Source organism: Pseudoduganella namucuonensis (genome assembly GCF_900116645.1).
In the GTDB taxonomy this organism is placed as follows: domain Bacteria; phylum Pseudomonadota; class Gammaproteobacteria; order Burkholderiales; family Burkholderiaceae_D; genus Rugamonas; species Rugamonas namucuonensis.
Map to the genome: position 1 here is coordinate 23,367 of NZ_FPBO01000002.1, position 19,125 is coordinate 42,491.

General features: G+C 67.7%; 15 protein-coding genes. 6 read left to right on the plus strand and 9 right to left on the minus strand.

Annotated features, from left to right (window positions below; all coding sequences use genetic code 11):
* Nucleotides 1–92 precede the first annotated feature (92 nt).
* The 3 genes from BM436_RS02270 to BM436_RS02280 all read right to left on the minus strand — a co-directional run bounded on the left by BM436_RS02270 (nucleotide 93) and on the right by BM436_RS02280 (nucleotide 4,294).
* A complete protein-coding gene (locus BM436_RS02270; protein WP_093553074.1) occupies nucleotides 93–1,805 on the minus strand; it encodes a methyl-accepting chemotaxis protein in 1,713 nt (570 codons plus the stop codon).
* Nucleotides 1,806–1,932: 127 nt separating this feature from the next.
* Entirely contained in the window at nucleotides 1,933–3,633 is a 1,701-nt protein-coding gene (locus BM436_RS02275; protein ID WP_093553076.1) for a DUF8614 domain-containing protein, read from the minus strand.
* A 61-nt stretch (nucleotides 3,634–3,694) separates the two neighbouring features.
* Nucleotides 3,695–4,294, minus strand: a complete 600-nt coding sequence (locus BM436_RS02280; protein ID WP_093553078.1) for a short chain dehydrogenase — start codon at nucleotides 4,292–4,294, stop codon at nucleotides 3,695–3,697.
* A gap of 106 nt (nucleotides 4,295–4,400) precedes the next feature.
* Between BM436_RS02280 and BM436_RS02285 the strand changes: the two genes are divergently transcribed.
* On the plus strand, nucleotides 4,401–5,369 hold the full coding sequence (locus tag BM436_RS02285) for a LysR family transcriptional regulator (protein WP_093553639.1): 969 nt from the start codon (nucleotides 4,401–4,403) through the stop codon (nucleotides 5,367–5,369).
* Nucleotides 5,370–5,377: 8 nt separating this feature from the next.
* On the opposite strand, the gene BM436_RS02290 is transcribed toward BM436_RS02285, so the two are convergent.
* From BM436_RS02290 to BM436_RS02300, 3 genes are read right to left on the minus strand one after another with little or no spacing between them, the layout of a single operon-like run.
* Nucleotides 5,378–6,832, minus strand: a complete 1,455-nt coding sequence (locus tag BM436_RS02290) for an efflux transporter outer membrane subunit (protein ID WP_093553080.1) — start codon at nucleotides 6,830–6,832, stop codon at nucleotides 5,378–5,380.
* A gap of 20 nt (nucleotides 6,833–6,852) precedes the next feature.
* Nucleotides 6,853–8,475 carry a DHA2 family efflux MFS transporter permease subunit gene (locus BM436_RS02295; protein WP_093553082.1) on the minus strand — a complete coding sequence of 541 codons (1,623 nt, stop codon included), beginning with the start codon at nucleotides 8,473–8,475 and terminating at the stop codon, nucleotides 6,853–6,855.
* Nucleotides 8,476–8,484: 9 nt separating this feature from the next.
* Nucleotides 8,485–9,651: an HlyD family secretion protein gene (locus BM436_RS02300; protein WP_093553084.1), complete on the minus strand. Its 1,167-nt coding sequence runs from the start codon at nucleotides 9,649–9,651 to the stop codon at nucleotides 8,485–8,487.
* A gap of 141 nt (nucleotides 9,652–9,792) precedes the next feature.
* Here BM436_RS02300 and BM436_RS02305 point away from each other — a divergent pair, with 141 nt between their 5' ends.
* The 5 genes from BM436_RS02305 (at nucleotide 9,793) to BM436_RS02325 (ending at nucleotide 12,825) form a co-directional block, all read left to right on the plus strand.
* The gene (locus BM436_RS02305) at nucleotides 9,793–10,497 is read left to right on the plus strand and encodes a TetR/AcrR family transcriptional regulator (protein WP_093553086.1); all 705 of its coding nucleotides are present in this window, start codon (nucleotides 9,793–9,795) and stop codon (nucleotides 10,495–10,497) included.
* Nucleotides 10,498–10,583: 86 nt separating this feature from the next.
* Complete coding sequence (locus tag BM436_RS02310; RefSeq protein WP_093553088.1) at nucleotides 10,584–10,766, plus strand: hypothetical protein; 183 nt, start codon at nucleotides 10,584–10,586, stop codon at nucleotides 10,764–10,766.
* Nucleotides 10,767–10,908: 142 nt separating this feature from the next.
* Nucleotides 10,909–12,150 carry an RNA polymerase sigma factor gene (locus BM436_RS02315; protein WP_093553090.1) on the plus strand — a complete coding sequence of 414 codons (1,242 nt, stop codon included), beginning with the start codon at nucleotides 10,909–10,911 and terminating at the stop codon, nucleotides 12,148–12,150.
* Nucleotides 12,151–12,230: 80 nt separating this feature from the next.
* Entirely contained in the window at nucleotides 12,231–12,521 is a 291-nt protein-coding gene (locus tag BM436_RS02320) for a DUF3144 domain-containing protein (RefSeq protein ID WP_093553092.1), read from the plus strand.
* Between the two features lie 16 nt (nucleotides 12,522–12,537).
* The gene (locus BM436_RS02325) at nucleotides 12,538–12,825 is read left to right on the plus strand and encodes a DUF3144 domain-containing protein (protein WP_093553094.1); all 288 of its coding nucleotides are present in this window, start codon (nucleotides 12,538–12,540) and stop codon (nucleotides 12,823–12,825) included.
* Nucleotides 12,826–12,866: 41 nt separating this feature from the next.
* Here BM436_RS02325 and lpdA read toward each other — a convergent pair whose 3' ends face one another.
* The 3 genes from lpdA to aceE are packed head-to-tail and all read right to left on the minus strand — an operon-like array spanning nucleotide 12,867 to nucleotide 19,037.
* On the minus strand, nucleotides 12,867–14,648 hold the full coding sequence (lpdA, locus tag BM436_RS02330; RefSeq protein ID WP_093553096.1) for a dihydrolipoyl dehydrogenase: 1,782 nt from the start codon (nucleotides 14,646–14,648) through the stop codon (nucleotides 12,867–12,869).
* Nucleotides 14,649–14,658: 10 nt separating this feature from the next.
* Nucleotides 14,659–16,320 (minus strand): dihydrolipoyllysine-residue acetyltransferase, encoded by a 1,662-nt coding sequence (gene aceF / locus BM436_RS02335; protein ID WP_093553098.1) that lies wholly within the window; start codon nucleotides 16,318–16,320, stop codon nucleotides 14,659–14,661.
* Between the two features lie 20 nt (nucleotides 16,321–16,340).
* Nucleotides 16,341–19,037, minus strand: coding sequence for a pyruvate dehydrogenase (acetyl-transferring), homodimeric type (gene aceE / locus BM436_RS02340; RefSeq protein WP_093553100.1), 2,697 nt, complete (start codon nucleotides 19,035–19,037; stop codon nucleotides 16,341–16,343).
* Nucleotides 19,038–19,125: the final 88 nt, after the last annotated feature.

Sequence of the window (19,125 nt, forward strand, 5' to 3'; positions counted from 1 at the left end):
CCCCCAACGCATCGGTGTCAGGCGCGACATTCGGACATTTCCTCGGCGGAATGTCCGAATGTCGCGCCTGACACCGATGTGTTTTTGTCAACTCAAAACTCTTCCCAGGAGTCGGCGGGGGCGTTGGCGACCTTGCGCGGCGCGGGCCGGACGGGGGCCAGGCGCGTGGGGACGGACGCGGCCTTCGGACGCGCCGGCGGCGCGGCGAACGGCGCGACCACCTCGCGCTGCGCGGCGGCGTCCAGCTTGAACACGCTGACCACGCGCGACAGGTTGCCGGCCTGGCCCTCCAGCGACGCGGCCGCGGCTGCCGCCTGCTCGACCAGCGCCGCGTTCTGCTGCACCACCTGGTCCATCTTGCCGATCGCCTCGTTGACCTGCTCGATGCCCGAGGTCTGCTCCATGCTGGCGGTGGAGATCTCGCCCATGATGTCGGTCACGCGCTTGACGCTGCCGACGATCTCTTGCATCGTCGCGCCGGCCTGGTCGACCAGGCGCGCGCCGGCGTCCACCTTTTCCACCGAGTCGTCGATCAGCGCCTTGATCTCCTTGGCCGCGCCGGCCGATCGCTGCGCCAGGCTGCGCACCTCGGTGGCCACCACCGCGAAGCCCCTGCCCTGCTCGCCCGCGCGCGCCGCCTCCACGGCCGCGTTCAGGGCCAGGATGTTGGTCTGGAAGGCGATGCCGTCGATCACGCCGATGATGTCGACGATCTTGCGCGACGATTCGTTGATCGAGGCCATGGTCCGCACCACCTCCTCCACCACCGCGCCGCCCTTCACCGCCACCTCGGAGGCCGACATGGCCAGCTGGTTGGCCTGCATCGCGTGCTCGGAGTTCTGCTTGACGGCGCCCGTCAGCTGTTCCATCGAGGAGGCGGTTTCCTCGATGTTGCTGGCCTGCGTCTCCGTGCGGCTGGACAGGTCCAGATTGCCGGAGGCGATCTCGCGCGAGTTGGCGGCGATGGTCTGCGTGCCGGTCCGCACCTGGCCGACGATGTCGACCAGGCTGTCGCGCATGCCGCGCATGGCCAGCAGCAGGCTGCCCTTGTCGTCCGGCCGCGTCCTGATGTCCACCGCCAGGTTGCCGGAGGCGATGTCGGCCACGATGGAGGCCGCGTATTCGGGTTCGCCGCCCAGCTGGCGCAGCAGCCCCCGGCTGATGAACCACGCGGCCGCCGTGCCGAGGGCGATCGCGATCGCGCACAGCACCACCATGAACACGGAGAAGCTGCGCGCCACGCTGGTGGCGCTGCCGGCCTGTTCGTGGCTGGTTTTCTCTTCCAGGTCGATCAGCTTGTTGACCGCCGCCAGCCAGTCCACGAACGCGGGCGCGGCCTGCTTCCGCAGCAGCGCGGTGGCCTCGGGCGCCTGGTCCGCCAGCCGCAGCTCGATGATCTTGGCGATCAGCGGCTGCGCCCTGGCCTCGCTGGCCTTGATGCCCTCCAGCGCGCTCCTCTCCTCCGCCGTCACGCCCTCGCCCTCGGCGATGACGCGGTCCAGCGGCGCGGCCGACTTGGCGTAGTTGTCGGCCAGCGTCTTGATCATCTCGACGTGCGGCCGGGCGGCGTTGGCGTCGGCCGCCAGCACCACGTCGCGCAGGGCGATGGAGCGGTCGTGCACGCTGCCGCGGAAATCGATCGCGTAGCGCTGTTTCACGTTGTTGACGTCGCTGATGTTGGTGAGGATGCTGTCGATGCGCTGCACGCGGTTGATGCCGAGCGCGGCGACGACGAGAAGCAGGAGGAACACCAGGCCGAAACCGATGGCCAGACGGGTGCCGATTCTTGTGCCTGAGATGTCCATGCTGTTTCCCTTTCGGAACAATTGAATTCTGGAAAGGGAAAATTTAGCACGCCCGCGCCCACCGCGCTTGCCGCATAAGAGGGAGTTTGCGGCGGGCCAAAGCGGTGGCCCGGCCGGCCCGCTCGGCTCACTTTTTCAGCAGGGCGTTCGCCGTCGGGAACGACGGCCGGATATCGTTCGGCACCGTCTTCATCCTGTCCAGCGCCTTTTGCACGTCGGGACGGATGACCACGTATTTCGCCATCATCTCCTTGGCGCGCGCGTAGTCGCCGGTCGCCTCGATGGTGAGGAATTCGCGGTCCAGGTCCAGCACCGCCTGCTTGATCTTCTTGAAGTCGACCGAGAAGACGCCGTCGCCGTGCGACACGAAGCCGCCCTTGTCCAGCAGGTAGTTGACCTGGATCGCCATGCCGCGCGCGTGCGAGTCGGCGAGGCCGAAATGCAGCGTGCGGAAGGCCGACGCCAGGAAGGTGGTGTGCAGCTTGCGCTCGGCCGCCTCGCCCCGCCCCAGCGTGGTGTCCAGCTGGCCCTTGTCCATCATGTGCATCAGCGCGTACAGGCCGGTGACGTCGGCCTTGGCCTCCTCGATGGTGGAATAGGCCTCCTTCAGGTCCTGGCGCGGCGTGGACGGCTGGCCGTTCACGGTGGTCCGGTGCGGGCCCAGCCCGTGCATGATTTCATGCGCGAGGATGTGGGTGAAGAAGGAATCGAAATCCACGTCCTTCTGGTCGGCCGGGCGCAGCACCAGTTTCGAGATCGGCGTCAGCGTGGCCTTGAACTTCTCCTCCTGGATATTCTTCAGCATCACGCGCTTGGAGCCGCGCTGGCCGATGATGCGCTCGTCGTTCGGCAGGTTGTAGGCGGCGGTCTGCACGCCCATGTTGCCGTCGCCCGCGCCGTACACCTGGTTCACCACCACCATGGGCGCGAGCGCGCCGACCTTGGGGTTGCGGTATTGCGGGTCCAGCGGCAGGTTGTCCTCCAGCTCCTGCATGTGGCGCGCGAAGAAGTCCAGCTTCTCGGTCTCCTTCCGGTCGCGGATGCTGACGTAGGCCTCGAAGGCGGCCTTGTAGCCGAACAGCTCGTCGTTGTAGGTCTCGTAGGGGCCGATGGTGACGTCGACCGGCGAGTCCAGGTCCATCCACGCGAAGTCGGAGGCGAGGTAGTCGTTGGACAGGAAGGCTTCCGCGCGCAGCGTCAGGAATTTGCGCAGCGACGCGTTGTCGGTGGCGGCGGCGGCCTGCTTCAGCAGCGCGGACAGCTTTCGCAGCTCGGGCTTGTATTCGTCCGCGTACTTCACGGTCTTGAACTTGCCGGGACCGTCGGCGCGGATGGTGGTGAAGAACCATTGCGCCTGTTCCCGGTCCGCCTTGGGCAGGCCGTTCATCCACGCCTCCAGTTCCGCCTTGGTGGCGCCGGCGGGATAGAAGTTGGCGCCCTCTGGCTTCCTGGCGGGGATGTCCAGGCCCGCGTGGCCGGCCGGCAGGAAGGAGGTGTTGCCGTCCAAAATGGACCACGGCCCCTTGTTCAGCCAGAAGTAGTCCAGCCGCGCCTTGCCCAGCGGCGTGGCGTCCTTCCTCAGCGCCGCCCACAGCGCCTCGTTGCCCTGCCAGCGCTGGCGCAGTTGCAGCACGTCGATCACCTTGGCCGCCTCGATCAGCTTGGCGATGGCGCGCCTGTCGCCGGCGCTCAGGCCGGACACGTCGGCCTTCAGCGCGACCGGCGCGTAGCGCGCGGCCATCTTGTTCAATTCGTCGACGCCGGCGGGGGCCGCGGTGGCGGCGCCGCCGGCGACGGCCAGCGCCAGGGGAATCAGGATGTTTTTCATGGGACCATTTTCAAGCTTCGGTGTCCCATTGTAATGACTCCCGCCGCGCCGGCCGGACTTCTCACCAGACTTTGTACACCTGCCCCGTCTGCGCGCCCTCCACGCTGCGGCTGTAGGCCAGGGCCACGCGGCTGGCTGGCACGGTTTCGAAGCCGCGGAAATACGGGCCGTACGCGTCGACCGACTCGTCCAGCAGCGTGGGGCTGACGACGTTGATGCGGATGCCGCGCGGCAGTTCGATGGCCGCGCCGCGCGCGAAGCCCTCGACGGCGGAGTTGGTCAGGCTGGCGCCGGCGCCGTTGCGGATCGGCTGCTCGGCCACGATGCCGCTGGTGAGGGTGATGGAACCGCCGTCGTTCAGCAGGTGCTGGGCGACCAGGGCCACGTTCACCTGTCCCATCAACTTGCTGTCCAGGCCCACGCGGAACTGCTCGGGCGTGAACTCGGCCAGCGGCGCGAAGGCCAGCGCGCCTGCCGTCACGACCACGGCGTCCGCCTTGCCGATCTTGCCGAACAGGGCTCGCACCTGCGCGACGTCCGTGATGTCGGCCTGGTATTGGCCGCTGTTGCTGCCCACGGTGACCACTTCGTGGCGCAGGCCGAGTTGCTCCACCACTGCCTTGCCGATGGTGCCGCTGCCGCCGATGACGATGACTTTCATGCCGTTCTCCTATGTGTTGGGTGAGTGGAGACAGTATGGCTTCCATCGCCACAGGAATAAATGAGCTAACATGAACAACATTACCAACCACTGGTTTGCAATCGACATGGATAAATTGCGCAGCATGGAGGTGTTCGTCGCGGCGGTGGACGCCGGCAGTTTCACGGCGGCGGCGGCGCGGTTCCGGATGTCGCCCGTCATGGTGGGCAAGCACATCGCCCAGCTGGAAAGCACGCTGGGCGCGCGCCTGCTGGCGCGCACCACGCGGCGCCAGGGCCTGACCGAGATCGGCCAGCAATACGTGGAGCAATGCCGCGCCATCCTGGCCCAGATCGTGGCTGCGGAGACGGGCGCCGAAGCCATGCGCGCCGGCCCGCGCGGCCGCCTGAAGATCACCGCGCCGGTGTCCTTCGGCTCCGAATGGGTGGGGCCGGCCATGACCGACTACCTGACGCTGCATCCGGAAGTGAGCCTGGACCTGAACCTGAACGACCGCATGGTGGACCTGGTGGACGAGGGCTACGACGCGGCCATCCGCATCGGCGACCTGGAGGACTCCAGCATGGTGGCGCGCGCCCTGTTCCCGTACGCGATGGTGATTTGCGCCTCGCCGGACTACCTGGCGCGGCGCGGCACGCCGCGCACGCCGGCCGACCTGGCGGGACACGAGTGCCTGGACTTCATGCACTGGCCGCACAGCGTGCGCTGGCGGCTGAGGGGCGCGCAGGGCGTCAACGGCGTTCCGCCCAGCCGCTTCCGCGCCAACAACGGGCAGGCGCTGCGCATGGCGGCGCTGCGGGGATTCGGCATCGTGATGCAGGCCGAGGTGTTGCTGGCGCAGGACATCGCGGCCGGACGCCTGGCGCCGATACTGGCCGAGCACCTGCCGGCGGCGCGGCCCATGCACCTGGTCTACCCGCGCGACCGGCAGGCCACGCCCAAGCTGACCACCTTCGTCGACTTCATGCTGGAGCGCTTCGGCCCCGCCGCCCGGCTGCCGTGGGCTGGCGAGCCGAGCCCCATTTGGGGCCATGGCGGGGGCGCCGAGCCCCCAAATGGGGCTCAGCTCGCTTGATGGCTGGCCTAGTGGCCGGCCTGCGCGACGGTCGCCAGCGCGCCTTGCGGCTGCCAGCCGGCGCCGAGGGCGCGGGCCACGGCCACCGTCGCCAGCAGGCGCTGGGTGTTGATCTGCGCCGCCGCGCGGTCCGCCGCCAGCGCGCTGCGCTGGGCGTCCGTCACGTCCAGGTAGGTCGAGATGCCGCGCTCGTAGCGCGCCCGCGCCACCAGGTAGGCGCGCGCCGCCGCCTCGCGCGATTGCGATTGCACCTGTTCCTGCCTGCGCTTTTGCTGCACGTCCGACAGCGCGTCCTCCACCTCCCGCAGCGCGGTCAGCAGCCTGCCCTCGTGCGCCGCCACCGCCTCCTCGTAGCGCGACTTGGCCAGCGCCAGGTTGGCGCGGTTGCGGCCGCCGTCGAAGATGGGCAGCGACAGGGCCAGCGGCCCCACGCTGAACTGGCGCGAGCCGCCCTTGACGATCTCGCTCAGGCTCTCGGAGGCGAAGCCGAAATTGCCCGTCAGGCTGAGCGAGGGATAGAACGCGCCCTCGGCCACGCCGATCTGCGCGTTGGCGGCGCGCAGCGTGGCGACGCTGGCGGCCAGGTCGGGCCGCTGCGACAGCAGGCTGGCCGGCAGGCCGACCGGGATCGCCGGCGGCGGCGGCAACGCGGCGGCGCCGGCCGCCGGCAGCCGCAGCGCCGACGGCGAGGCGCCCGTCAGCGTGGCCAGGCCGTGCTCCAGCGCGTTGCGCTGGCGTTGCACCTCCTCCAGGTCCGCCTCGGCGTTGGCGCGCTCGATGCGGGCGCGCGAGGTGTCCAGCTCGTTCGACAGGCCGGCGTTGAAGCGGGCGTTGACCAGTTCCTCCGTCTCGCGGCGCGTGTCGAGCGCGCCGTTCAGGATGGCGATCTCGGTGTCCAGCCCGCGCAGCTGCCAATAGGTGGTGGCCACCTGCGCCGACAACACCAGCAGCACGCCGTCGCGGTCCGCCTCGGCGGCCAGCGCCTGCGCGTCGGCCGCCTCCACGGCGCGCCGCACGCGCCCCAGCAGGTCGATCTCGTAGGACATCGACGCGCCCAGCGTGTAGTTGTCGCCGTGGATGGAGCGGTGGCCCAGCGCGATGCCCTGCGAGGTGTTGGCCGAGGTGCGCGAATTGCCGATCGACGCGCCGACGTTCAGCGACGGCGTGCGGCTGGCCTGCGCCAGGCCCAGTTGCGCCTGCGCCTGCACCAGCCGCTGCGCGGCCACCCTCACGTTCGGGTTGTCGCGCAGCGCGCTCTGTTCCAGGCGGTTCAGCGTGTCGTCGCCGTAGATGGTCCACCATTGCGCGGGCAGGCGCGCCTCGCCGGCCGGGCCGGACGCGTGCCGGAAGCCCGCGTCGGCGACGTTTTTCGGGGCCGTGAAATCCGAGCCCACCGTGGCGCAGCCCGCCATGGCCAGGCCGACGGCCGCGGCCAGTGTCATGCGTTTGAACGTGGTAAACATATGGTTTATACCTTTTCTGGTTAGTGCGCGCCGGCGCCGCCGCTGGCCGGGGATTTGACCTTGTCGGACAGCCACAGCACCGCGATGCAGGCCAGCAGCACCGCGCTGACGATGAAGAAGCCGTCGTTGTAGGCCATCACATACGATTCGCGGCGCACGATGCCGTCGATCGCCTTGAGCGCCTGGTCGGCGGCCATGCCGGCCTCGTAGCCCTTGCCGACAAAGGCCTGCGTCAGCGCGGCGATGCGCTCCTGCGTGGCCGGGGCGAAGGAGTTGATCGCCTCGCCCAGCCGCGCCGAGTGGAAGTGCTCGCGCTGCGACAGCGTGGTGGCCAGCAGCGCGATGCCGATCGAGCCGCCCAGGTTGCGCGTCATGTTGAACAGGCTGGACGCCGACGGCATGTCCTTGGGCGCGATGCCCTGCATGGCGAAGTTCGACAAGGTGAGCATGATGAAGGGCTGGCCCAGCGCGCGCACCACCTGCGACCAGAGCAGTTGGTCGTAGCCGGTGGTGGCGTCCATGTAGGCGTTCATCAGGCAGGACACGCCGAACAGCAGCAGCCCGAACGAGCACAGGATGCGGTTGTCCACCTTGGACGACAGCTTGGCCACGAAGGGCATGATCATCAGCTGCGGCAGGCCGGCCCACATGATCACCTCGCCGATCTGCATCGGCGAGTAGCCAGCGATCTGGCCCAGGAACAGCGGCAGCAGGAAGGACGAGCCGTACAGCGCCATGCCGAACACCGCCGACAGCGCGGTCGACACCAGGAAGTTGCGCTGCCCGTACAGGCGCAGGTTGACGAAGGGCTCGGCGCGCGTGGCGCTGGTGACGACCCAGCCCAGCACGCCCACCAGCGACAGCGCTGCGAAGGCGATGATGAAGCCGGACTCGAACCAGTCCTTGCTGTTGCCCTCCTCCAGGAAGATGGTCAGGCAGCCCAGGCCCAGCGCCATGAAGGCGATGCCTGTCCAGTCCGCGTTGCGCAGCAGCTTGAGCTGGGTCTTCTCGGCGTCCAGGCCGTAGGCGATGCCGCCGATCAGCAGCAGGCCGGGCACCCAGTTGATGTAGAAGATGGACGGCCAGCCATACAGCTCGCTCAGGTAGCCGCCCAGGGTCGGCCCCATGGACGGCGCCAGCGTGGCGGTCAGCCCGAACAGCGCCATGCCGATCGCGCGCTTGGACGGCGGCAGCTTGGCCATCACCAGCGTCATCGCCATCGGGATCAGCGCGCCGCCGGTGAAGCCCTGCATCATGCGGAACACGATCATGCTTTCCAGGTTCCAGGCCGCGCCGCACAGGGTGGAGAACAGCAGGAACAGCGCGGTGGTGCCCATCATGTAGGTGCGCGCGCCGAACACGCGCATGAACAGCGCGGTCAGCGGGATCACGACGATCTCCGCCACCAGGTAGGCGGTGGAGATCCACGAGCCCTCCTCCTGCGTGGCCGACAGGCTGCCCAGGATGTCCTTCAGCGAGGCGTTGGTGATCTGGATGTCCAGCACCGCCATGAAGGCGCCCAGCATGCCGGCGGCCACCGCGACCTTGGTGCGGCCGCTGACCTTGTCGCCGTCTTGCGGCAGCGCGGGCGCGGCGGGCGAGGTGATGGCGCCGCCCGGCGGATTGAGAGTGGTGCCGCTCATGGCCGCCCCTTAGTGCGCGGCGGCGCCGTCGTTCTTCAGCGAGACCTCGGCGATCACGGACATGCCGGGCACCAGGCGGCCGTCGAGCGCCTTCAGGTCCTCCGGCTTGAGCGTGATCTTGACGGGCACGCGCTGGACGATCTTGGTGAAGTTGCCGGTGGCGTTGTCGGCCGGCAGCAGCGCGAACTGGGCGCCGGAGGCGGGCGAGAAGCTGTCCACGCGGCCGATCAGCTCCCGGCCGGGAACGGCGTCCACGCTCAGGTGCACCGGCTGGCCCACCTTCAGTTCGGCCAACTGGGTTTCCTTGAAGTTGGCGGTGACCCAGACGTTGTCCTGCACGATGGCGGTCAGCTGCTGGCCGGGCTGCACGCGCTGGCCCACTTCCAGCGCGCGCTTGCCGATGCGGCCGGACACCGGCGCCACGATGCGGTTGTAGGCCAGCTGCTGGCGCGCGTCCTTGAGCTGCACGCGCAGCACGTTGGCCTGCGCCTTCAGCACCTCGCGCGCGGCGGTGGCCGCGCCGATCTGCGCCCGGGCGGCGGTGGCGCCGTCCTTGCGCGCGGCCAGGTCGGCGGTGGCGCCGGCGCGGGCCGCGTTGGCCGCGTCCAGCTCCGCCTTCGACACGGCCTTCATCTGGCTGTTGTACAACTGGCCATAGCGCTCGGCGTCCTGCCTGGCGCGCAGCAGCAACGCGTCCGACTGGGCCACCTGCGCGGCGGCGGCGCCGGCCTGGGCCCGCACCTGCGCGATCTGCGCGTCGGCCTGCAGCACTTGCTGCTCGGCGGTGGCGATCTGCGCCTCGATCTGCTCGACCTTCACCTGCTGGTCGAACGGGTCCAGTTCGGCGATCACGTCGCCCTGTTTGACCAGCTGGTTGTCCTCGATCAGCACCTTGCCCACCACGCCGGCGATGCGGGCCGACACCGGATGCACATGGCCGGCCACGAAGGCGTTCTCGGTCTCGACGAAATAATGGCCGCGGTACCACATGCGGCCGCCGGCGGTCAGCGCGGCCAGCGCGATCAGGCCGGCGACGACGAGCACGCGGCGGTTGCCGGGCGGGGCGGCCGCCGGCGCGGCCGGTGCGGCGGCTTGTGGCTGCGCGGCGGCTGGCGGGACGGCCGGAGGGACTGCGCTAAGCACTTTTTGCTCTGCTTGGTTGTGCTGGGTGGGCATGCGGCGCTCCAATTAATGAAATGGGATAGGAGCATTATTCGACAAAGACTTCGGCAAGTCAAGAAATGAAACGAGTTCATTTCATTTCTAGCCCCGGCGCCGGTTCTGCTAAGATGGCGGCTGGAACCCACCCTCATCGCCATGTCACGACTCCGCCAAAACACCCCCTCCCCGTCCGAGCAGGCCGCGCCGCCGGACTGCGCCTTCGCCCCCCCGTGCCCGAAGGCGCCGGGGCGGCCGCGCGCCGCCGACGCCGAGGCGCGCGTCCAGGACTTGGTCGAAACGGCGCGCCGGCTGTTCCTGAGCAAGGGCTACAGCAAGGTCAGCCTGGAAATGATCGCCAAGGAGGCCAGGGTGGCGGTGCGCACCATCTATGTGAAATTCGGCGGCAAGGCCGGGCTGTTCACGGCCGTCATCGGCGCCGGGCGGCAGAGCTTCTTCGCCAACATGGACGACCTGGACACGACCCGGCGCCCGCTGCGCGAGCTGCTGCTCGAATTCGGCGGGCGCTTCATGGCCCTGGTCAATTCCCCGACCGTGATCGCGCTGCACCGCATGGTGATCGCCGAGACGCACAGCAATCCGGAACTGGCCGCCGCGTTCTACGAGGTCGGCCCCAAGCAGACCCGCGACATCCTGATGCGTTTCTTCTCGCGGCCCGACGTGCGCCAGCGCCTGCGCGAGGACATGGGGGCGGAGGCGCTGGCCGTGCACCTGCTGAACTGCATCATGGGCGACCAGCTCAAGCGCTACCTGTTCGTGCTGCCGCCCATGAGCGAGACGGAGGCCCGGCAACAGGTGCGCGAAGGGGTGGACCTGTTCCTGGGCGGCGCCCTGCGCCCGTGAGGCGCAGTGGCGCGGCGGTATGTGCGCGAGCGCACTGAGCGAAGCTGGCCGCCGGCGCATCCTGTGTCTTTCAGACAGGAGGTTGTATGAGCAAGGTCAATCGGCTCGAATGGAGCAGGCAAGTGGCCACGCTGAACGAGCGTATCAGGGGATTCCAGGCCGATCCCAGCAAAGAGCGGCTGGAAGCCGCCATCGACGAATTGCGCGCCTACGCGGAGGCCGCGCGAGCGGGCGGCATCGAGATCCCGACCCGCTTCACCGCGAACTGAGCGCCGCGGCGCCGCCAACGAACCGGGATGCCTCCCGGTTTTTTTTCATCAAAGCAAAAAGCGCCCAGGGCTATTTTTGCCGCCGAGGAAAAAGCGCCCAGGGCTATTTTTGCTTTGGAGCATTTTTAGAGTAAGCTGGGACATGCCCGCCGACGATGCCACCAATCTCACCGCCGCCGCGATCCACCAGTCGCTGGCGGCCGCGCGGCCGCAGGCGCTGGCGGCGCTGTTGCGCCATTTCCGCGACCTGGACCTGGCGCTGAACGCCTACCGCGACGCCAGCCTGGCCGCGCTGCACGGCTGGCCGCGCTCGGGCATGCCGCGCGACCCGCTGGCCTGGCTGGTGACGCGCGGCCGCAACACGGGCCTGGACGCCATGGGCGGCCACGCCGGCGTCCGCCCGCCGGACCCGGACCCGCTGTTCGGCGCCGGCGCCACCATGCTCGATCCCGACAGCCACATCCCCTACCGCGACGACACGCTGCGCATGCTCTACATCTGCTGCCACCCGGAACTGCCGCCGTCGCACCAGATGGCGCTGGCGCTGCGCCTGGTGCTGGGCGTGCCGGTGGCGCAGATCGCGCAGGCCTTCCAGGTGCGCGAGGCGGCCATGGTGCAGCGCATCCTGCGCGCCAAGCGCCGCATCGCCGAGGAGATGACGCCGTTCGAGACGCCGCCGGAGAGCGTGCGCGCGGCGCGCCTGGCGGCCGTCTCGGTGATGATCTACCAGCTGTTCAACGAGGGCTACGGCGCCAGCAACGGCCGCTCCCACATCCGCGCCGACCTGTGCGAGGAGGCGATCCGCCTGGCGCAGCTGCTGGCCCGCATCTATCCGCGCGACAGCGGCGCCGTGGGCCTGGCCGCGCTGCTGATGCTGCAGCACGCGCGCGCCCCGGCCCGCATCGACATCCACGGCGCGCCCGTGCCGCTGGACGAGCAGGACCGCGGCCGCTGGGACCACGCGCTGATCGCGCGGGCGCTGCCGATGGCGGCCAAGGCCGCCGACTGCAAGCCGCTGGGTCCGTACCAGATCCAGGCGGCGGTGGCGTCCGTGCACGCGCAGGCGGCCACCGCGCAGGACACCGATTGGGCCGAGATCGACCGCCTGTATCGGGTGCTGGAATCGGTGCACAACTCGCCCATCGTCACCCTGAACCGCGCGGTGGCGGTCGACCACCTGCAGGGGCCGACGGCGGCGCTGCAGATGCTGGACGCGCTGGCCGGCGAACTGGCCGGCTACGCCTACTATTTCAGCGTGCGCGGCATGCTGTACAAGCGCCTGGGCCGCGCCACCGAGGCCCGCGCCGCGCTGCAGCGGGCCCGCACGCTGGTGCGCACCGCGCCGGTGGCCGACCAGATCGACATGACGCTGAATCTGATCTGAGAATCCGGTCCGCGCGGGAGGTTGAGTTGGTGGGCGTTTCGTGGCAGGATGCCTGCTTGACCAACCCAAGGCGGACCATTATGAGCACCCCTCCCACCACCGACGAGCAATTCTGGCAGTTGATCGATACCTTCATCAACACCGCCAACGAGAAGGCCCAGACCATGGACCGCAACGTCATCGGCCCCGCCCTGCTGTTCGCAGCGACCCGTTTCAACGCCTACATGCTGGCCATGGCGACCGGCAACGTCGAGGACTTCGGCAAGCAGAAGGAAGCGGCGATGAAGTACTACCTGGAGCAGCACGAGAAGATGTTGCGGGATAACTTCACCGACTTCGAGAGCAATTTCGAGAAATACCGTGCCAGCTGATTCGGAAAAAAACAACATGAGCACCGACAACCCCGACGAGCAGTTCTGGAAGATCGCCGACGAATTCATCCTGCTGGCCAACGAGAAGTCCCAGACCGCCAAGCGCGACCTGGTGAGCGCCAGCATGCTGTTCGCCTCCTCCCGCTACAACGCCTACCTGCTGGCGCGCGGCAGCAAGTCGCTGGACGACTACAACGCCCGCAAGGAGGAGGTGATCCAGTACTTCCTGCAGCAGTACGAGAAGATGTTGCGCGACAACGTGGAAGACCACGCCGTCAATTACGACGCGCACCGCTCGTCTTAAAAAAAACGCCCGGGTAACCGGGCGTTTTTATCTGTACCTGCTTAACGCTTGCGCGGCGGCGGCAGGTCGGTGCAAGTGCCCTCGTACACCTCGGCGGCCATGCCGATCGACTCGCCCAGCGTCGGGTGCGGGTGGATCGTCTTGCCGATGTCGGTGCCGTCGCAGCCCATCTCGATCGCCAGGGCGATCTCGCCGATCATGTCGCCGGCGTGCGTGCCGACGATGGTGCCGCCGATGATGCGGTGCGTCTCGGCGTCGAACAGCAGCTTGGTGAAGCCTTCGGCGCGGCCGTTGGCCACGGCGCGGCCGCTGGCGGCCCAGGGGAAGTGGCCCTTCTCGACCTTGATGCCCTTGGCTTTCGCCTCGTCCTCGGTGATGCCGGCCCATGCCACTTCCGGATCGGTGTAGGCCACCGATGGAATCACCTTCACGTCGAAGTGCGCCTTCTCGCCGTGGGCCGCTTCCGCCGCCACGTGCGCCTCGTGCACCGCCTTGTGCGCCAGCATGGGCTGGCCCACCAGGTCGCCGATGGCGAAGATGTGCGGCACGTTGGTGCGCATCTGGCTGTCGACGTTGATGAAGCCGCGATCGGTGACGATCACGCCCGCCTTGTCGGCCGCCAGCTTCTTGCCGTTCGGGCTACGGCCCACGGCCACCAGCACCATGTCGTAGATCTGCGGCGCGGGCGCGGTGGCGCCGGCCTCCGCCGCCTCGAAGGTGACCTTGATGCCTTCCGGCAGGGCCTCGACCGCGACCGTCTTGGTCTTGGTCATGACGTTGTCGAAGCGCTTCTCGTTGTACTTCTGCCAGACCTTGACCGCGTCGCGGTCCGCGCCCTGCATCAGGCCATCCATCATTTCGACCACGTCGATGCGGGAGCCGAAGGTCGAGTAGACGGTCGCCATTTCCAGGCCGATGATGCCGCCGCCGATGACCAGCATGCGTTTCGGGATCTGGCGCAGTTCCAGCGCGCCGGTCGAATCGACGATGCGCGGGTCCTCGGGCACGAAGGGCAGCTTCACCACGGCCGAACCGGCGGCGATGATGGCGTGCTTGAACTGCACCACCTTCTTCGTGCCGTCGCCGGCGGTGACTTCGATGTGGTACGGGCTGACGAACTGGCCGACCCCGGTGACGATCTGCGTCTTGCGGGCCTTGGCCATGCCGGCCAGGCCGCCGGTCATGTTCTTGATGACGCCTTCCTTGTACTTGCGCACCTCGTCGATGTCGATGGTGGGCTTGGCGAAGGTGACGCCGGTCTTGGACATGTGCGCGGTCTCGTCGATCACCGACGCCACGTGCAGCAGCGCCTTGGACGGGATGCAGCCCACGTTCAGGCACACGCCGCCCAGGGTGTCGTAACGCTCGACGATGACGGTGTTCATGCCCAGGTCGGCGGAACGGAAGGCGGCCGAGTAGCCGCCGGGGCCGCCGCCCAGCACCATCATGTCGCAGCTGATGTCGACCTGGCCGGTGTAACCGCCGGCGACCGGCGCCGCCACCGGCGCGGCCGGAGCCGCGACAGGTGCGGGTGCGGGTGCGGGCGCAGCGGGTGCCGGAGCCGCCGCCGCTGGCGCGGCGGAGGCGCCAGCGCCCTCCTCCAGCATCAACAACAGGCTGCCTTCGCCGACCTTGTCGCCGACCTTGACCTTCAGTTCCTTCACCACGCCGGCGTGGCTGGCGGGGATTTCCATCGAGGCCTTGTCGGACTCCACGGTGAGCAGGGACTGGTCGACCTTGATGGTGTCACCCACCTTGACCATCACTTCGATGATTTCGACTTCCTTGAAGTCGCCGATATTCGGTACTTTAACTTCGATCATCGTGTTCCCTTCACAGCAGCGTCTTGCGCAGATCGGCCAGCACGTCGGCCAGGTACGCGTTGAAGCGCGCGCCCAGCGCGCCGTCGATCACGCGGTGGTCGAACGACAGCGACAGCGGCATCATCAGGCGGGGCTGGAATTGCTTGCCATCCCACACCGGCTTGATCGCGGATTTCGACAAGCCCAGGATCGCCACTTCGGGCGCGTTGACGATAGGCGTGAACGCCGTGCCGCCGATGCCGCCCAGGGACGAGATGGTGAACGTCGCGCCTTGCATGTCGGCCGGTTTCAGCTTGCCTTCGCGGGCTTGCAGCGACAGTTCCGTCATTTCGCGCGCGATCTGCGACACCGATTTCTGGTCGGCGTTCTTCACGACGGGCACCACCAGGCCGTTCGGCGTGTCGGCCGCGAAGCCGACGTTGTAGTACTTCTTGAGGATCAGGTTCTCGCCCTTCTCGTCCAGCGACGAGTTCACGGCCGGGAACTTCTTCAGCGCGGCGACCGACGCCTTGATCACGAACGCCAGCATGGTCAGCTTGGCGGCGTCCTTGTTCTTGGCGTTGGCGGCGTTGGAGTCGACGCGGAACTGTTCCAGGTCGGTCACGTCGGCCTCGTCGAAGGTGGTCACGTGCGGGATCTGCACCCAGTTGCGGTGCAGGTTCGGGCCCGAGATCTTCTTGATGCGCGGCAGTGGCTGCAGTTCGGTTTCGCCGAACTTGCTGAAGTCCAGCGAAGGCCAGGCCAGCACGTTGAAGTTGGAACCACCGCCGGACGAAGCGGCTGCCACCGGCGCGGCGGCCGGAGCCGCCATCACGCCCTTGACGAAGTTCTGCACGTCCAGCTGGGTGATGCGGCCCTTGGCGCCGGTGCCGGGCACGCGGCCCAGGTCCACGCCCAGTTCGCGGGCGAACTTGCGGATCGATGGCGACGCGTGCGCCAGCTTGCCGGTGGCCACGGAGCCTTGCGACACTGGCGCGGCGGCGGCCGGAGCCGCGGCCGCCGCGGGAGCCGGTGCGGCCGCGGCGGGTGCCGCCGCCGCTGTGGGAGCCGCGGGGGCCGCCGCTGCCGGAGCGGCGCCGGCGGCGCCTTCAACGATCAGCACCAGCGAGCCTTCGGCGACCTTGTCGCCCACCTTGACCTTGATTTCCTTGACCACGCCGGCGTGGCTGGCGGGGATTTCCATCGAGGCCTTGTCGGATTCAACGGTGATCAGCGACTGGTCCTTGGCGATGGTGTCGCCCACCTTCACCAGCAGTTCGATCACTTCGACTTCCTTGAAGTCGCCGATGTCCGGCACTTTGACTTCGACCGGGCCGGCGGCTGCCGCTGGAGCGGCGGCGGGCGCCGGGGCCGCGGCGGCCGGCGCGGCGGCGGCGGCTGGCGCGGGAGCCGCGGCGGCGGCTGGCGCCGCGACCGGAGCGGCGGCGCCGGCGGCGGCGTCTTCCACCATCAGCAGCAGCGTGCCTTCGGCGACCTTGTCGCCTACCTTGACCTTGATCTCCTTGACCACGCCCGCGTGGCTGGATGGAATCTCCATCGACGCCTTGTCTGATTCAACGGTGATCAGCGACTGGTCCACCTTGATGGTGTCGCCCACCTTGACCATCAGCTCGATAACCTCGACTTCCTTGAAGTCGCCGATGTCCGGGACTTTAACTTCCACGATGCTCATAGCGTTTGCTCCGTCTTCTCTCATTGGGTCACCGGATTTGGTTTGTTCGGATTGAGGCCGTACTTGGCGACGGCTTGCTCCACCACGGAAGCGTCGATCTTGCCCTCTTCAGCCAGCGATTTCAGCGAAGCGACCACGATGTAGTAGCGGTTCACCTCGAAGAATTCGCGCAGCTTGGCGCGGCTGTCCGAGCGGCCGAAACCGTCGGTGCCCAGCACGCGGTAGGTGCGGTCCTTCGGAATGAAGGCGCGGATCTGTTCTGCGAAGGCGCGCATGTAGTCGGTGGTCGCCACGATCGGGCCGGAGGTGTCTTTCAACAGGCCGGTGACGTAAGGCACGCGCTGTTCCTTGGTCGGGTTGACCAGGTTCCAGCGTTCGGCGTCCTGGCCTTCGCGCGCCACCAGGGTCAGCGAAGGAGCGGACCACACGTCGGCGGCGATGTTCCAGTCGTTCTTCAGCAGTTCGGCGGCGAAGATGGATTCGCGCAGGATGGTGCCCGAGCCGATCAGCTGCACGCGCTGCTTGGCTTTCTTGTCGCCTTCCTGCAGCAGGTACATGCCTTTCAGGATGCCCTCTTCCTGGCCGGCTTTCAGGCCTGGGTGGGCGTAGTTCTCGTTCATGATGGTGATGTAGTAGAACACATCTTCCTGGTTGGTCACCATGCGGCGCAGGCCGTCGTGGATGATCACAGCCACTTCATGGCCGAAGGTCGGGTCGTATGGCACGCAGTTCGGGATGGCCGCCGCGAACAGGTGGCTGTGGCCGTCCTCGTGCTGCAGGCCTTCGCCGTTCAGCGTGGTGCGGCCGGCGGTGCCGCCCATCATGAAGCCGCGTGCGCGCATGTCGCCGGCGGCCCAGGCCAGGTCGCCGATACGCTGCATGCCGAACATCGAGTAGTAGGTGAAGAACGGGATCATCACGCGGTTGTTGGTCGAGTACGAGGTCGCCGCGGCGATCCACGAGCTCATGCCGCCGGCTTCGTTGATACCCTCTTGCAGGATCTGGCCCGCCTTGTCTTCGCGGTAGTACATCACCTGGTCCTTGTCGACCGGCTCGTACAACTGGCCTTGCTGGTTGAAGATGCCGATCTGGCGGAACAGGCCTTCCATACCGAAGGTGCGGGACTCGTCGACCAGGATGGGCACCAGGCGCGGACCCAGGGACTGGTCGCGCAGCAGGGCGGTGATGATGCGCACGTAGGCCTGGGTGGTCGAGATTTCGCGGCCTTCCGGGGTCGGCTCCAGCGACGCCTTGAACGCCTCCAGCGGCGGCACCACCAGTTGCTCGTCGGCCTTCATGCGGCGGGCCGGCAGGTAGCCGCCCAGCGCTTTGCGGCGCTCGTGCAGGTATTTCATTTCAGGCGCGTCGTCGGACGGCTTGAAGAACGGGATCTCGGCCAGCTTGTCGTCCGGGATCGGGATGTTGAAGCGGTCGCGCATTTCGCGGATGGCCTCGTCGTCCAGCTTCTTGGTCTGGTGCGCGGTGTTGCGCGCCTCGCCGGATTTGCCCATGCCGAAGCCCTTCACGGTCTTCACCAGCAGCACGGTGGGCTTGCCCACGCTTTCCTGCGCGTTCTTGAACGCGGCGTAGATCTTGTGCGGGTCGTGGCCGCCGCGGGTCAGGCGCCAGATGTCGTCGTCGCTCATGTTGGCGACCATTTCCAGCAGCTTCGGATGCTTGCCGAAGAAGTGCTTGCGCACGAAGGCGCCGTCCTTGGCCTTGTAGTTCTGGTATTCGCCGTCGACGGTTTCCATCATCACTTTTTGCAGGATGCCGTCCTTGTCCTTGGCCAGCAGGGCGTCCCAGCCCGGGCCCCAGATGACCTTGACCACGTTCCAGCCGGCGCCGCGGAAGTCCGCTTCCAGTTCCTGGATGATCTTGCCGTTGCCGCGCACCGGGCCGTCCAGGCGCTGCAGGTTGCAGTTGACGACGATGACCAGATTGTCCAGCTGTTCACGGGCGGCCATGCCGATCGCGCCCATCGATTCCGGCTCGTCCATCTCGCCGTCGCCGCAGAAGGCCCAGACCTTGCGCTGGTTGGTGTCGGCGATGCCGCGCGCGTGCAGGTACTTCAGGAAGCGCGCTTGGTAGATCGCCATCAGCGGGCCCAGGCCCATGGAGACGGTCGGGAACTGCCAGAAGTCCGGCATCAGTTTCGGGTGCGGGTAGGAGGACAGGCCCTTGCCGTCGACTTCCTTGCGGAAGTTCAGCAGCTGTTCCTCGCTCAGGCGGCCTTCCAGGAAGGCGCGCGCGTAGACGCCGGGGGAGGAGTGGCCCTGGATGTACAGCAGGTCGCCGCCGTGGGTGTCGGAGGCGGCTTTCCAGAAGTGGTTGAAGCCGATGCCCAGCATGTTGGCCAGCGAGGCGAAGGAGGACAGGTGGCCGCCCAGGTCGCCGTCGGCGCGGTTGGCCTTGACCACCATCGCCATCGCGTTCCAGCGCATCCACGAGCGCAGGCGCTCCTCGTATTCCAGGTTGCCCGGGCAGTGGGCCTCGTTGGCGACGGGGATGGTGTTGACGTACGCGGTGTTCGCGGAGAAGGGGATGTCGGCGCCACGGCGGCGGGCCAGGTCAACCAGGCGTTCCATCAGGTAATGCGCGCGTTCCGGGCCTTCTTGTTCCAGAACGGCTTCCAGCGCGTCCAGCCATTCTTTGGTTTCCTGCGCATCCGGATCGAGGGCGGTAAGGGCCGTGACCTGGTCGAGTTGAGCTGCCATGTAGTGAGTCTCCTAGTGTGAACGCCCTGCCCCGATCACCAGATCGCGCGGACGGTGCTGCGTGATTATTTACTAAGACTTCGGATTA

Coding starts and splice junctions, on each gene's coding strand:
- BM436_RS02310 (WP_093553088.1), top strand. CDS start 10,584: ATGAGCAAGGTCAATCGGCTCGAATGGAGCAGGCAAGTGGCCACGCTG.
- BM436_RS02290 (WP_093553080.1), bottom strand. CDS start 6,832: ATGTTTACCACGTTCAAACGCATGACACTGGCCGCGGCCGTCGGCCTG.
- BM436_RS02305 (WP_093553086.1), top strand. CDS start 9,793: ATGTCACGACTCCGCCAAAACACCCCCTCCCCGTCCGAGCAGGCCGCG.
- BM436_RS02275 (WP_093553076.1), bottom strand. CDS start 3,633: ATGAAAAACATCCTGATTCCCCTGGCGCTGGCCGTCGCCGGCGGCGCC.
- lpdA (WP_093553096.1), bottom strand. CDS start 14,648: ATGATCGAAGTTAAAGTACCGAATATCGGCGACTTCAAGGAAGTCGAA.
- BM436_RS02300 (WP_093553084.1), bottom strand. CDS start 9,651: ATGCCCACCCAGCACAACCAAGCAGAGCAAAAAGTGCTTAGCGCAGTC.
- BM436_RS02285 (WP_093553639.1), top strand. CDS start 4,401: ATGGATAAATTGCGCAGCATGGAGGTGTTCGTCGCGGCGGTGGACGCC.
- aceF (WP_093553098.1), bottom strand. CDS start 16,320: ATGAGCATCGTGGAAGTTAAAGTCCCGGACATCGGCGACTTCAAGGAA.
- BM436_RS02315 (WP_093553090.1), top strand. CDS start 10,909: ATGCCCGCCGACGATGCCACCAATCTCACCGCCGCCGCGATCCACCAG.
- BM436_RS02270 (WP_093553074.1), bottom strand. CDS start 1,805: ATGGACATCTCAGGCACAAGAATCGGCACCCGTCTGGCCATCGGTTTC.
- BM436_RS02295 (WP_093553082.1), bottom strand. CDS start 8,475: ATGAGCGGCACCACTCTCAATCCGCCGGGCGGCGCCATCACCTCGCCC.
- BM436_RS02325 (WP_093553094.1), top strand. CDS start 12,538: ATGAGCACCGACAACCCCGACGAGCAGTTCTGGAAGATCGCCGACGAA.
- aceE (WP_093553100.1), bottom strand. CDS start 19,037: ATGGCAGCTCAACTCGACCAGGTCACGGCCCTTACCGCCCTCGATCCG.
- BM436_RS02280 (WP_093553078.1), bottom strand. CDS start 4,294: ATGAAAGTCATCGTCATCGGCGGCAGCGGCACCATCGGCAAGGCAGTG.
- BM436_RS02320 (WP_093553092.1), top strand. CDS start 12,231: ATGAGCACCCCTCCCACCACCGACGAGCAATTCTGGCAGTTGATCGAT.